The sequence below is a fragment of the Gracilimonas tropica DSM 19535 genome (assembly GCF_000375425.1).
GTDB classification, from domain to species: Bacteria; Bacteroidota; Rhodothermia; order Balneolales; family Balneolaceae; genus Gracilimonas; species Gracilimonas tropica.
On record NZ_AQXG01000015.1, the window covers coordinates 16701 to 30676 of the forward strand.

At 43.5% G+C, this 13976-nt stretch carries 11 protein-coding genes and 1 riboswitch; of the genes, 5 read left to right on the forward strand and 6 right to left on the reverse strand.

Annotation, left to right across the window (positions count from 1 at the left end; genetic code table 11):
- Positions 1-16: 16 nt before the first annotated feature.
- Positions 17-1243, reverse strand: a complete 1227-nt coding sequence (locus B151_RS18995) for an aminotransferase class I/II-fold pyridoxal phosphate-dependent enzyme (protein ID WP_020404585.1) — start codon at positions 1241-1243, stop codon at positions 17-19.
- Between the two features lie 204 nt (positions 1244-1447).
- The gene (locus tag B151_RS0115600) at positions 1448-2803 is read right to left on the reverse strand and encodes a choice-of-anchor B family protein (protein ID WP_169332228.1); all 1356 of its coding nucleotides are present in this window, start codon (positions 2801-2803) and stop codon (positions 1448-1450) included.
- 180 nt (positions 2804-2983) lie between these two features.
- Between B151_RS0115600 and B151_RS0115605 the strand changes: the two genes are divergently transcribed.
- Complete coding sequence (locus B151_RS0115605) at positions 2984-3508, forward strand: TIGR03546 family protein (RefSeq protein WP_026166701.1); 525 nt, start codon at positions 2984-2986, stop codon at positions 3506-3508.
- 3 nt (positions 3509-3511) lie between these two features.
- The gene (locus B151_RS0115610; protein ID WP_020404588.1) at positions 3512-5356 is read left to right on the forward strand and encodes a TIGR03545 family protein; all 1845 of its coding nucleotides are present in this window, start codon (positions 3512-3514) and stop codon (positions 5354-5356) included.
- Between the two features lie 46 nt (positions 5357-5402).
- Here B151_RS0115610 and B151_RS19750 read toward each other — a convergent pair whose 3' ends face one another.
- The 3 genes from B151_RS19750 to B151_RS0115630 all read right to left on the reverse strand — a co-directional run bounded on the left by B151_RS19750 (position 5403) and on the right by B151_RS0115630 (position 9287).
- Positions 5403-7409 carry an endonuclease gene (locus tag B151_RS19750; RefSeq protein ID WP_020404589.1) on the reverse strand — a complete coding sequence of 669 codons (2007 nt, stop codon included), beginning with the start codon at positions 7407-7409 and terminating at the stop codon, positions 5403-5405.
- Between the two features lie 13 nt (positions 7410-7422).
- A riboswitch (purine riboswitch) is annotated at positions 7423-7528 on the reverse strand.
- Positions 7529-7585: 57 nt separating this feature from the next.
- Complete coding sequence (locus tag B151_RS0115625) at positions 7586-8254, reverse strand: alpha/beta hydrolase (RefSeq protein WP_020404591.1); 669 nt, start codon at positions 8252-8254, stop codon at positions 7586-7588.
- Between the two features lie 91 nt (positions 8255-8345).
- On the reverse strand, positions 8346-9287 hold the full coding sequence (locus tag B151_RS0115630) for a VOC family protein (protein WP_020404592.1): 942 nt from the start codon (positions 9285-9287) through the stop codon (positions 8346-8348).
- Positions 9288-9513: 226 nt separating this feature from the next.
- Between B151_RS0115630 and B151_RS0115635 the strand changes: the two genes are divergently transcribed.
- Positions 9514-10752: a M48 family metallopeptidase gene (locus tag B151_RS0115635; protein WP_020404593.1), complete on the forward strand. Its 1239-nt coding sequence runs from the start codon at positions 9514-9516 to the stop codon at positions 10750-10752.
- A gap of 7 nt (positions 10753-10759) precedes the next feature.
- Here the strand turns inward: B151_RS0115635 and B151_RS0115640 are convergent, their stop codons facing one another.
- Positions 10760-11971 carry a sensor histidine kinase gene (locus B151_RS0115640; protein ID WP_020404594.1) on the reverse strand — a complete coding sequence of 404 codons (1212 nt, stop codon included), beginning with the start codon at positions 11969-11971 and terminating at the stop codon, positions 10760-10762.
- Between the two features lie 247 nt (positions 11972-12218).
- Here B151_RS0115640 and B151_RS0115645 point away from each other — a divergent pair, with 247 nt between their 5' ends.
- Together B151_RS0115645 and B151_RS19005 are read left to right on the forward strand one after the other, a co-directional pair.
- Entirely contained in the window at positions 12219-13352 is a 1134-nt protein-coding gene (locus B151_RS0115645) for a trans-sulfuration enzyme family protein (RefSeq protein ID WP_020404595.1), read from the forward strand.
- 54 nt (positions 13353-13406) lie between these two features.
- The gene (locus B151_RS19005) at positions 13407-13922 is read left to right on the forward strand and encodes a thioredoxin family protein (protein WP_020404596.1); all 516 of its coding nucleotides are present in this window, start codon (positions 13407-13409) and stop codon (positions 13920-13922) included.
- The last annotated feature ends 54 nt before the right edge of the window (positions 13923-13976 follow it).

Consider the following 13976-nt stretch of genomic DNA (forward strand, 5'->3'; position numbering starts at 1 on the left):
TGAAAGACTTATAAAATTATGCACTCAGTTTTTCAGCCGCTTCAAATACGTAGTCTTTGATAGCTTCAAAAGCCTTGAGCGTTTTTTCGATATGTACATCGTTGTGGGCCGCTGTTGGGATCAATCGGATCAAAACAGTGCCACGCGGTACTACAGGATATGCCACTCCACTTACAAATACCCCATGCTCTTCACGAAGTTTACGCATAATATCCTGGCATAGATCAGTACTTCCTTTAGTAAGTACAGGTGTTACCGGGCTTTCTGATGGTAGCACGGTATAACCGATCTCACGGAGTCCTTCTCTCAACTTGAGCGTGTTATTCCAAAGTTGTTCTCTCCACTGAGGGTTGTCTTTGATCATTTGGAGTCGTTTTCTTGCAGTGACTACCATAGGCAGCGGCAAAGACTTGGCAAATACCTGACTTCTGGAATTCGCTTTTAAAAATTCAATAACACGTGGCTCTGAAGCTATAAAAGCACCAATCAGAGCAAAAGATTTAGCAAAGGTACCAAAGTAAATATCAATGCCATCCTGAACACCAAGATGCGTTCCGGTACCTGAACCGTCTTTACCCATGGTACCGATTCCGTGTGCATCATCCACTAAAAGCCGGAAAGGAACTTCTTTTTTAAGCTCGATGATCTCCTTAAGGATACCGAGATCTCCCGTCATTCCGAAAACACCTTCAGTTACAACCAGGATAGAAGTATTTTCGCCCATTTTTTTCTTGGCACGGAACAGTTGCTTCTTGAAACTCTCAATGTCGTTATGCTTGAATACATACTTCTCGGCCATGGCGAGTTGTTTACCATCAACGATACAAGCATGGCTAAGTTCATCATAAATGAGAATATCATTTCGATCAACCAGTGCGTGAATGGTACTCATGATACCCTGATACCCATAATTCAATAATTGGGCTTTTTCTTTGTGAACAAATGCAGCCAGCTCTTCTTCAAGTTTTTCATGCTCGTTTGAATTTCCGGTCATGAGTCGAGCTCCCATTGGGGCGCTCAGGCTGTATTTTTCAGTAGCTTCGGTATCCACTTTCTTGATCTCGGGATTACTGCCAATACCAAGGTAGTCGTTGATACTCCAAACAACCATATCCTTGTTATTGAATTTCATTTCCGGGCCGAGCGGGCCTTCTAATTTTGGAAATGTGTAATACCCGTATCCTTCAGAAGTGAATGGGCCCAGGGGACTTGGGCGGCCCTCAAGCTTGTCAAATAAATCCATAAATTTGCGCTGAAATTTTCGCTTTAATTGTGATTAGAACGGCTGATTCTACCGTTTATAAAACGTGGTAAATGTACGTAAATATGCTCTCAACTCAAAAGACCTAACCCTTTCGTAATATCCCGGTAATATTGGCCGGGATTCTTTAAAAGTGAGGCGTAAGGTTATTCAAAGTCATTCTTTCAGCGTTAAACCTTTGTTCAATCAAAGGTTGGGCCGCACAATGAACAGTCCCGTTTCGATGTCACTTAAAACTACCATCCCGCTGGAAAAATACGGATAGTTACTCCAGGTGCCTGTGAAGACTGCAGCATCTGTTTGCGGCTGGGTATCAAAGTAGGCAACCCGTTCCAGGTTGGCGTCCTCAACATCGGAGATATCCAGGATCTGCAAACCTGCATTGTAATTTGTTTCGTAGGCATATTTTCCGCGCACGTAGAGATTATGGTCGATCGATAAGGATTCATGCTCATAATAGCCTACAAACCTGGGATCTTCCAGGTCTCGCACATCCCAAATATATGTTTTTGTACCACGCCCCAGGTTTCGTTCATCCAATTCGTCATTCATCAAAAAGAAAGCCTGATCTTCAGTAAGCCAACCCTGATGAGAATACTGCATATCAGCTTGACGGTTAAATCCAATGGTTTTAGGGTTTTCTTTATCCGAGACATCAGCGATCACCACATTTCCCTCGGCTGAGTTGAAGCAGATCTCTTGACCGGAGTGTTCAGAATCCGGGCCGTTATATACCACGCATTGTGCATCATGAATGTAACCCGGCGCTATCCTGTAATAGCCCGGAGAAGGGTCGATATAGCAACCAGCAAACTCCGGTGATTTTGGATTGGAAATATCGATCATATGAAGCCCTGTGCTGTCCCGGCTTCCACACATTTCAGATTGAGTGATTCCAACTCCGTAAGCAAATCCCGTTTGCTCGTTGATCACGATATTATGAGCAGGGCCAAATTTATCGTAGAGTGCGTCATGCTCAAATTGCAGAACTTGTCCATCAAAATCGCGCAAATTGGTCAGGTCAAATACTTGCATTCCATGGGGTTGTGCATCACTGACTATAAAAGCATGGTTATCATACACTTTTATATCCCTCCAGGCGGTTCCCATGCTAATTGATTTCGATCTGTTGGTGGTACCGATCCCTAAATTGCATGCCGGGTATTGATTCAGTGTGAGCTGCTTGAATTTTCCGCGAAGATTCGATTCCGGCAGACGCCCCACAACTACAGGGGTTTCTGGATCAGAAATATCGACAAAAGCAGTGCCGTTGGTAAGGCCTACTAATGCATATTCTTTGGAGGTTTGAGGGTCTGTCCAACCCCAAATATCATTCAGATAAACACCGGTAGAGTCTCCGGAAAGTTCGTAAATGGAGAGTTGGGCAAAAAGGTCTACATTTTCACAGGCAAAACCGTTTGCGTTTCCATCTTCACAAGGAAATGGTGCTTTGAGTTTATCATCTGCGTTTGAAAGGTCGCATGAAGAGAACAGTCCGCCTAATAAAAGAAGGGTTCCTAACAGGGTAAATTTTTGAAACATGGTATGCATAAAGTTTAAATCTGGTCTCAATTTATCAGAAGAATTTTCGAAATACCAACTTTTGAAGAAGGATACTTGTTTTACCAACAAATTATATTAATAGTGAAAGAACGGAACATAAAGAAATTCATTACAATTTAAGTTACTTTGCGATTCACCTGAGAGTAAAATAATCGGAGTATGTTTTTAATAATGCGATATATTGCCAAGCTTTTAAAAGCGTTGGCATCAGAAGCTTCTCCCGCACAAATAGCCGGCGGGGTGATTTTGGGTATGATCATTGGGTTGACACCTTTGTCATCGCCTCATAACCTGATCATACTGATTCTGATTTTGATCTTTAGAGTAAACTTTGGGATGGCCATTCTTTCTTTTACCATTTTCAGCGGAATTGCCTACCTGGCTGATCCCCTTTTTCATAGCTTTGGAATGTATCTGCTGGAGCTGGAAAGTATGCAGGAAACCTGGACCAACATGTATAATAACGAGTGGTGGGCTTTCACCAACTTCTATAACACGGTGGTGATCGGCAGTTTTGTCTCGTCCATTATAGCTGCTATTCCCTTATTTCCTTTAACCATGTATGGAGTGGTACAATATCGCGAGCATATTCATGCAAAAGTACAGAAATGGAAGATCGTTCAGGCATTCAAGACCACCAAGTTTTATACGATCTATCAAACCGTAAGCAGAGTGAGAGGATAAGTCATGAGAATTTGGGGAATTATAACCGTATTGATTTTGGCGGGACTCACTTTTGCCGCCACTTACTTTATAACCGATGAATGGGTAGAAGAACAGGTAGAGTACGAGGCAAGTGTGTTGAATGAAGCCAAGGTGGAAATTGACGGCTTTGTGTTTGACCTGTTCAACTTACAGCTCAAATGGGACCGCCTTCAGGTGACCAATCCCAATAATACGATGGAGAATACTTTTGAAACCGGGGAAACGGAGTTTCAGGTTGAGTTCTGGCCTTTGTTGTTGGCTGAGAAAGTCATTGTAAATAATATGAAGCTCACCGGTTTCCAGCTTGGCACAGAACGAGAAACCGATGGCTCTTTTGAAATTCCTGAAGAAGAAAAAGATGCTGAACCAGGGTTTGTTTACGATGTGGTGAACCAGGTGAGCAGTCAGGCCCGGCAAAATGCTGAAGTCCGGTTTACGGATGTTCGGGATGACCTTAACATAGACAGCCTGATGGCCAAGGTTAATATTCAATCTCCCGAAAAGATCGATTCTCTTCGGCGGGGCATCCAAAAAACCTATTCGAAATGGGACAGTACGTTTAAGAATACAGATGTTCGCAAAGAGATCGCACAGGTCGAACAGACCGTAAATTCCATCAAGCCAAAGGAAATCAAAGACCCCAAAAAGATCGTGGAAACCATCAACAATGTGCAGAAGCTTAGGAAGCAAGTTGATTCACTTAAAACCAGGGCAGAAACGATCAAAAAAGAATTTGAACAAGATTACGGAACCACAAAAGAGGATCTTTCTCAAGTTGATAACTGGATCCGTGCTGATTACCAAAGAGCACTAAGCGTGGCTAAGCTTCCGGATCTCGATGTGCAAAATATCGGGAAGGCCTTGTTTGGCGGAAATTTGTTGGGAGATTATGCCGCGTATTTACAATATGTAGCCATGGCCAGAGAATATGGAAGCAGGCTGGTGGGGGAAGATTCAACCGAAGAGATTCCAAGGTATGAAGGCATAGATTACCATTTCAGCGATAAGTATGATCTGCCCGGTTTTTGGTTCAAGAATATTGAGCTATCCGGTAAAACCAAATCGGATATAAATATTGCCGGAAAAGTGACAGGTATTAGCAGCAGCCAAAAAAAGACCGGGGAGCCGGTAAAATTTGAAGTAGGCGGAACGGATGAAAATGAGGTGCGGCTTTCTCTGAATGGAGAATTTAACTATTTGGGAAATGAACCACGCGAAAGTTTTAAACTGGCTTATGAAGGATTTACACTTTCCAAAGCACGATTGTCAGGTTCAGATCTGTTGCCATATAAATTAAATTCCGGGAAAGGTGATGTGAGCGTTAATGTGAATATCATCGATAAAAGACTGGATAGCCGAATTGATTACCTGGCTCGTAACATTAGTTTTGATTTTCAGTCGGCAGGGAAGCCAAAGAACAGGCTCGAGCAATTGGTTCGGGATGCGATTGGCGGTACCGACCGTATTAACGTATCTGCTCTTGTCGACAATGTGAACGGACCGCTTCGGGTTCGTGTGCGTTCCAATGTGGATGATCTTTTTATGAGCGCTTTGAGGCAAACGGTAAGCCAAGAGCTTGAAAATGCCAAGCGAAAAGTCCGGGCAGAAGTTCAAAAACGAGTGGATGGACGAAAAGAGCAACTGGCAAAATTCAAGCAAGAAAAAGAAGCTGAGATCCGCAAACGGTATGAAGAACTACAGACCCAGATCGATGAAAAGATTCAGTTGGTTGAAGACAAGAAAAAAGAGCTTGAAGAACGTAAGAAAGAGTTAGAGAGCCAGCTCAAAGACAAGATCAAAGATAAGATCGGGATCGATTTCGAATAGAAAAAAAGCTGACAGCGGAATCCGGAATGCTGTCAGCTTTTTTATTTTATTTCATGAGTAACATTTTCTTGGTGAGCTCAACACCCGTACTGGTAGACAGACGATAAATATATACACCACTTGAGAGATTGCCGGCATCGAAAGTTACCTGGTATGAGCCGGCTGCTTTCTGTTCATTATTTGCCAGCGAAGCGACTTCCCGGCCCAGCATGTCGAATACTTGTAACGAGATCGTACTATTTTCCGCTAATTGATAACGAATCACAGTTGATGGGTTAAAGGGGTTTGGATAGTTTTGATCAAGTTGAAATGCAGAAGCAACTTCAGGCTCTTCCCAAATTGAAACAGGTTCCTGTATCTCCTGCCCTTCATTAAGAGCGCCTTTGGTATTTTGCTCCGTAACAACCCACTCAAAATCAGCATAAGAAGAGCCGGTTCCTGTAAGCGATAAAGAACTTCCAACTGCGGTACTTGCGGTTTCTTCAACCCCAATATCTATGCTTTCAAAGTCTGCGGCGGGACCGTCGGCGGCAGTAAAGGTTCCTTCGTAAGAGAGAAACTGAATAAGCTCTCCGTCAATATCGAGACTCAGTCCGTCCGGGCCTCCATTTTGGATTCCGTTACTTGGCAGATCCAGGTAATACAAAGAAAACCCGTTGGTGGTCTCCCCTTTTACAAAATCATTCCCGGAATAAGAAGCGTAGGAAGAGCTATTGCTGCCATTATACAGCGTAATAGTAACATTGGTCAGGTCCGCAAATTCGGCGTTTACAGCCAATTCAACAAACTCGCCCTCGTCGGTTCCTTCGTTGTCATAATGCAATTCGTTGATCCACGCAGTGGAAGGAGCCTGTCCGTCATTATCAGCAATAGTGATCTCGAGGCTTTCAGGATCACTGATTACTGCATTTTGAGGTCCGGAAATTCCTTCAAGGTTCAGCAAGATCGTTTCTTCATTTTCTTCCAAATCATCATCGATTAGATTAAGAGTCACGGACTGCCGTTCCAAAGAACCCTGTGGAAAGGTCACGGTCTGTGAGGTGAACGTTTCGAAATCATCGCCGGCAGTAGCTGAGCCTCCGGAATAAACGATATTTACAGAGGTAGCGGTATCAGGGTTGGGGTTGGTGATGGCTACTTCAACCTGAATGGTTCCGAGTCCTTCACGCACAGTAAGTTCAGAAGCTGCAAAATAGACGTTGGTTTGACTGATAGCGCCTTCAAAATAAGCGCGGTCTACCAGGGTAGGGTCGATCACAAAAGGGTTCACTTTGCCATCCTGAAATTCAGCGACTGCACAGGTACGGTTATACTCTTTGGTTGAAACCTGATCGAGTTGATTCCATGCACGTAAAAATTGTTTTTGAACTTCAAAGAAGATCGGGTCGGCTTCATCAGCCTGAGTTTTATACATGGTGTAGAAGTAAAACATGCTTCGGGCTATGTCGCCTTCCACGCTCTCACGCGGTTCCCAGCTTCCGGAATATGCATTGTTGGGGTGATTGTCGCGGCGTTCGCTGTAATTATCAATAGAATCTGCAACCGGTGTATTATACTGCTGATCTCTCAACCACCAGCCATCCGTCTCGTCATCAGGAATTTCATAAAAAGGACTGTTACTTCGAGAGCTGTTCGCGGACGAAAAAGCAGGATAAAGGTGGTGCATGTCAGAATGTGCGTTAGTGCCTTCAGTAGCTCCTTTACTTTGAGGCCAGCTATGTTCAGCATTGATATTGACCGAGTTGGCCTGTGAGCGGACACTTCCTGCCGAAGGGTCAATCGCTCCTTGATAACCGGTATATATCCCTTCAACAAAACCGCCCACATTGTCAATATTACCGTACATTTCTTCCCGGGCATTATCGTAGCCAAGTACAGTGGTAGTTTTATACTCCTGAATCAGGGCATTGATCAGTTCCTGCCCGGAAAGTTCCGGAAAGATCTGTGTGCCCTGGGCCGGACAACTTTGTCCGTAGGCTGAGAAAGTGACGAGTAGGGATACTGCAAAAACGGAAATCAGGTTCTTCAACCTGAAGGATGAGAAAGAGAACATACTTTGAAGCTTAAATTCTGTTGTTGTGAGAAGTGGTGACAGCCAATTTACGGTTGGCCGGTGGAAGCTTCCCTGTCCTTATTGCCGGGAATTACACTAATCTTGATTTTAGGCTCTAATATATGGCTTTTAATCCTTTTGGGAATAAAGGATTTGTAAAGCTTTCCCAAATGCACTTAGCCCAGCAACTGATTAATGTTTTTGATCTCATCCTGGTTCACAAGGTGCCCCATTCCCGGATATAGCTTTTTGGTAACTTTTGCTCCAAGACGGTTGAGCACCTGCTCAGATTCATTCACCCTTTCTTTAGGGATGTGCGGATCTACATCGCTGCAGCCCATGAATACGGGAGTTCCATCCAAATTTCCCTTGTAGTCTGCGGGATTAACTTCCGGGCCGGTCCCTATTAATCCGCCACTTAAAGCGATCAACCCCCCGTATCTTTTGGGATGACGAGCCACGAATTCTGAGATCAGGCAGGCGCCTTGTGAAAAGCCAAGGAAATAGATCTGCTCGTGTGAAAAACCTTCAGACTGAAAATCCTCAACCACGTCGTAGATCTTTTGGAGAGCCGAAGATAAATTCGGTTCATTTTGTTCTGAGGGAGCCATAAATGAATATGGATACCAGGTGTTGCCGCTTGCCTGAGGAGCGCGAAGCGTCAATTTGAGGGATGTATCAAACTCGTTGGCTAATGGAAGAATGCTTTGCGCAGTGGCTCCGCGGCCGTGAATCATGATCATAGCGGCATCCGCTTCAGAGGCCGGAACCCCACCTTCTGCAATTTGCGTAGGTTGATGAGGCCCTTCAAAATGAGCACTTTCTGTTACTCGGAATAAACTCATAGGAATAATATTTTTGATTAATTTCTTTGTGAAAATTCACTCCTACGCTGAGCGCAGGAGCGAGGTGTTGACTACTTATTTTTTGAAAAGCTTAGGCTTTCGTAGCCACCTTAATTTCAGGGAGAATTTGCTCGATGCGATCTCGTTTGGATTCCAGCCAGGGAGGCAGGATTAACGTTTCGCCGAGATGTTCGAATTCCTCATCCACGGTATATCCGGGATCATCGGAGGCCATTTCAAAAAGCACTCCGGCAGGAATACGGTAGTAAACCGATTTAAACCAATGTCGGTCGATAATCTGTGTGGGACTTAATCCTTTTCGCTCTACTTTTTGGCGTAGCCCATCCAATTCAGCCTGATTTTCTGCCCGGTAGGCTATGTGATGAACAATGCCTCGCCCGTTTCTTCCGTACTCCGGATTATCGGCCTTCTCAATAATGACAAATCGGCCAATTGGGGCATCCGTTTGATAAAGCGTTTGGTTTCCTTGCTCAGCGGCTTCCTCAAATCCAAAAAGGTCGCCCAGCAACATTTCAGTATGCTGTTTTTCCGTAAGTAACATGCGCGCTCCCCAAAATCCCTGAATGGTATGTTCTGCGGGAACGATGTAATTCACATTTTCCACTTTGGATTTAGCTTCTCCTTCAAATACGATATCCAGCTCCAATCCATCGGGATCTTCGAAACGAAGGGCTTTTCGTCCGAACACCTCAACTACTTCGTAAGAGATATCATTTTCGCTAAGCCGGACTTCCCAATAATCTTCGGAGCCTTTGGGAACCTGTAAACCCACATTAACTACTTCGCCAACTCCTGCTTTTCCTTTTTGAGCCATAGGCCACGGAAAGAAAGTAAGGCTTGAACCCGGTTCAGCAGACTGATTACCATAAAACAAATGATACGTACCTGGATCGTCTTGATTGACCGACTTTTTAACCAACCGCATTCCTAAAAGTTCAGTATAGAATGCTGCGTTACGTTGTGCATCTCCGGCAAGCACCGTGATGTGATGGATTCCTTTATGATGTTTCATGGCAGTTTTGGTTTATTTGGTTTGATAACTCAACGGTAATATACGGTTTATCATTCAATAGTTTAACATTAAACTAATTTGTGTTTTCTATGACCCTCATAAGGGTTTGGTTGCAAAGAAATATTCCGGTAAATAAGGATCCACTGAAGTACCAAAAAAGGATAAGAGGGAAGGTATAAAACCGTTATCTTAAGCTTCGATTTATCAAGCTAAAGAACCCTTTTTCATGAACATCTACGCTATTATTATCCTGGCAACCATTGCCATTGATTTTATTCTTGATCTCACCTCCAATTATCTAAATCTCAAATCCCTTTCCAAAGAATTACCCGGTGAATTCGAAGGTGTGTATGATGAAGATACGTATGCTAAATCCCAGGAGTACACGAAAGTAAGAACCAAGTTTGGTTTTCTGACTGGTGGATTTGATCTGGCAGTGGTTTTAGGATTCTGGTTTTCGGGGGGATTCAACTGGCTGGATACAATCGTTCGAGCCTGGGGTTTTGGCGAATTGGTAACCGGACTTTTCTACATCGGCATCCTCATCTTAGCTAAAACCATCATCAGCCTGCCATTCAGCATTTACTCTACCTTTGTGATCGAAGAACGGTTCGGGTTCAACAAAACGACCCCCAAAACCTTTGTACTGGATCTTGTAAAAGGATTGGGGTTGAGCTTGTTGATCGGGACGCCACTACTTGCCGGAATTCTTTGGTTCTTTATGTACGCCGGGGACCTGGCTTGGTTGTATGCATGGGGTGCAGTAACGGTTTTTACTCTGGTCATGCAATATGTGGCACCGACCTGGATCATGCCGCTGTTCAATAAATTTACACCCATGGAGGAGGGCGAATTACGCACCGCCATCGAAGAATACACGGAAAAAGTTGATTTTCCCCTCAAGGGATTATTCGTAATTGACGGATCCCGACGTTCCAGCAAATCAAATGCATTTTTTACCGGTTTTGGAAAAAACAAGAGAGTGGCCTTGTATGATACCCTTATTGAGAATCACAACAATAACGAGCTGGTAGCAGTACTGGCTCACGAAATTGGGCATTACAAAAAGAAACACATTATAAAAGGTATGATTACTTCTGTTTTACAAACCGGGGTCATGTTCTTCTTGTTGTCGATATTTTTACATTCGGAAGGATTGTTCGAGGCGTTTTATATGGAGCAAGCCTCGGTTTATGCCGGTCTTATTTTCTTCGGAATGTTATATGCGCCTATCGATATGATCCTTTCTGTATTTATGCAGATCCTCTCACGCAAACATGAATTCGAAGCTGATGCTTTTGCCGCAGAAACAACAGGCAAGCCGGAGGATATGGTTTCAACACTTAAAACATTGTCCAGGGATAATCTCTCTAACCTTACCCCACATCCATTCTATGTTTGGTTGAATTATTCGCATCCGCCGGTGTTGGAGCGGATCAAGGCGATTCGGGCGGGGCATCAATAAGCGAAGTTTAAAGAGCGCTTAATTCAGAAAATCTAAGCTCAAAGACGGTTCCTGAATCATCTTTTCGTGACTCATACTTGTAATCAGCATCTAATTGAAGTGCCAGTGTAGATATCAGTTCCATTCCCAGCGAAGTTCGTTCTGTCTGCTTTTCCTTAAAACCACCACCGTTATCTTTGATCTGCATAAATATGGTTCCGGCGTTGTTAGAAAGAGAGATGGCGATCTTTGGATCTGACTGATTGCTGAAGGCGTGTTTTAGAGAGTTTGTGATCACTTCATTTACGATCAGGCTGCACGGAATGGCCTGCTTGATATTGAGTTCAATCGGCTCCAGATCGAAGGAAGTTTTTATTCCAAGATTGTGGTCCATGGTATCCAGAATGGTATGAACCAGTGTTTGAAGTCCCTGATCGAATGACAGGTTTGAAAAACTGTGGGATTGATACAACTGCTCATGGATATTCGCCATAGACTTGATCCTGAGTGTACTGTCCATCAGCTTTTTCTGAATTTCTTCATCCGGCTCCTTAAAAGATTGTATCTGAAGCATGCCCGAAATTACAGCCAGGTTGTTCTTAACCCGGTGATGAATTTCAGCAAGCAACGTTTCTTTTTCATTTAATGAGCCCTCAAGTTCTTTTTGATGGATTCTGAGGGTTTTTTCAAGATGATTTTGTTCAATGATCGTTTTTTGAAGTCCGCTGAACAACATGGGCATAAAAATTACCGCCATGGAACTTAGCAGGATCGAGTTACCGGAAATAAGAAACCATGAAATGACCTGAAAACTATCGCGGAGGGGATAATCAACCCAACCCTTATGGATGAAAAAGGCATGAAGCACGCAAATGGAAAAGTTGATGGCTACGGTAATTTTCCCGGCATTAACGGGTAGAATCAACAATGCAAATACGGTTACCCCAAATAAATAAGTAATGCCGGCTCCGTGTTCGCCCATGAAGAAAATGAGGGAAATGGCCACTATATAAAGCAAAAAAAGGAAAAAGTATTTCCGAAAGGTAATATTCAAGCCTTTGTAAAGAGCAATGAACAGGATAGTGGCCGCGAAAGTAAAATAAGCAACAGCAAGGCCGCCCAACCCCATGAAGTAGGTCATGATGATGGATGGTATGAGCAGTATCATAGCCAATAGCGGCAGGTAAAGTATGATGGTATAGAAAAGCTTATTCCGCCAGAAATCTAACCCATCGGGCATAGACAAGCCGCCAATACAGTTTTTGTAGACTCTCGATTTGTAAAATTTCCAAAACTTAACCATACGTATCCATCAAAAGATTCATGCCAAAGATACAAGAGCATTTCTTTTCTTAAAATTTATGAAGTGAATCTAATCAATAACGAAGCGATCTGGATAAGCGTAAGGCTTTAGTGCGACTGTTATAACAATTCCGGAAGTATGGGAAATAAATTGTTTATTTTTAGTTCAACAAAAACGGATTGCTATGAAGAAAAAACATATAGAGACCATCGCTATTCATGGAAGTATGAAAAAATCGGTTCATGAAAATGATACTATTGTTCCGGGAATAGAAGTATCTACCATTTATGAGCATAGAGGAGGAGGATATCACGAAGGGGATGATAAATACATCAGGCTTTCGAATCCGAACCGCAGTCAACTTGAAAATGTACTGAGCGAACTGGAAAATGGAGCAGATGCAGCCGTTTTTTCCTCAGGGATGGCGGCCATTTCTTCGGTCTTTCAATCCGTTGATTCCGGGGCTCATGTGTTGGTACCCGATGATGTTTATTTCGGAACCCGCAAGTTGATATGGGAATTTGCCAAAAAGTGGAACCTGGATGTTGATTTCATTGACATGACCGATCTTGATGCGGTGAGATCATCCCTGAAAAAAAACACCAAACTCGTTTGGCTGGAAACGCCTTCCAATCCAAGATTGCTCATCACAGATGTGATCGAAGTTAGTAAACTGGCAAAAGATAAAGGAGCGGTTGTTGCCGTTGATAATACCTGGCCTACCCCGTATAACATGCGTCCGCTTGAACTTGGAGCCGACCTGTCGGTTCACTCTACAACCAAGTATTTAGGCGGGCACAGCGATATCCTTGGAGGGGCGGTAATAACCAAATCAAAAGATACATTCTTCGAACACATTCGACTGGTTCAAAAGGTACAAGGAGCCGTTCCTTCCCCGAGAGATTGTTGGTTGCTAAGCCGAAGCATTCGTTCTTTTCCGTATCGTATGCGGGCTCATAACGAAAATGCCCGAAAAGTAGCCGATTTTTTAAGTAAGCATCCAAAGGTTGAAGACGTCTATTATCCGGGCTTGGACTCTCACCCGGGACATGAAATAGCCAAAGTACAGATGAATGATTTTGGCGGGATGATTTCATTCCTGATTGCAGGCGGATACGATGAAGCTGTTTCCATAGTTGGGAAATCAGAGTTGATAAAAGCTGCAACCAGCCTTGGAGGTATTGAAAGCATATGGGAGCATCGGAAGTCGTCTGAAGGAGAGGAATCACCAACACCTGAAAATTTAATTCGGCTTAGTGTAGGACTCGAGCACCCCGATGACATCATAGCTGACCTTAAGCAAGCTTTAAACGAATAAAACAAACATCACATAAGCTCGTTACAGAGCCTGAAACTTTTTAAGACTATTCAAATGCACCTAAAAACTACTTTTCTATTCTTCGCTTTTTCACTATTCAGTATTTCCATTCTGGCCCAGGATGATACACCTCCGGATCCTAAAAAAATGTTCGATTGGAAACCGCTGAAAGAAGCGCAAAAACTGGCATCCGAGAACGATAAAAAAGTACTTATATACGGTAATGCCCGTTGGTGCACTTACTGCAAAAAAATGGAAAAAGAAGTGTTTCCGTCTAAAGAAGTTCAGGAGAGAACCGAAAAACATTTTTATCCCGTTTGGCTGGATATAGAGTCGCAAGACTCTCTTTCATTTCGCGGGAAAACCATGACCCATCGTCAGCTTGCCATGGGATTCAGAATCACCGGAACACCAACCTTTATTTTCCTGGATTCAGAAGGTGAAGTGATAGCCGGACAGCCCGGATTCATCCCTGAAGAGCTGTATCTCACGATCCTCGATTTTGTGGGTTCCGATGCTTATCTGGATCAAGATTTTGGGGAGTTTTCGGGAGCTGCTGAAGAACAGTAGTTAGGGATGAGTCTTCTCAAAAATTCCTGTACATTCCTGTGGTGGATGTAATTA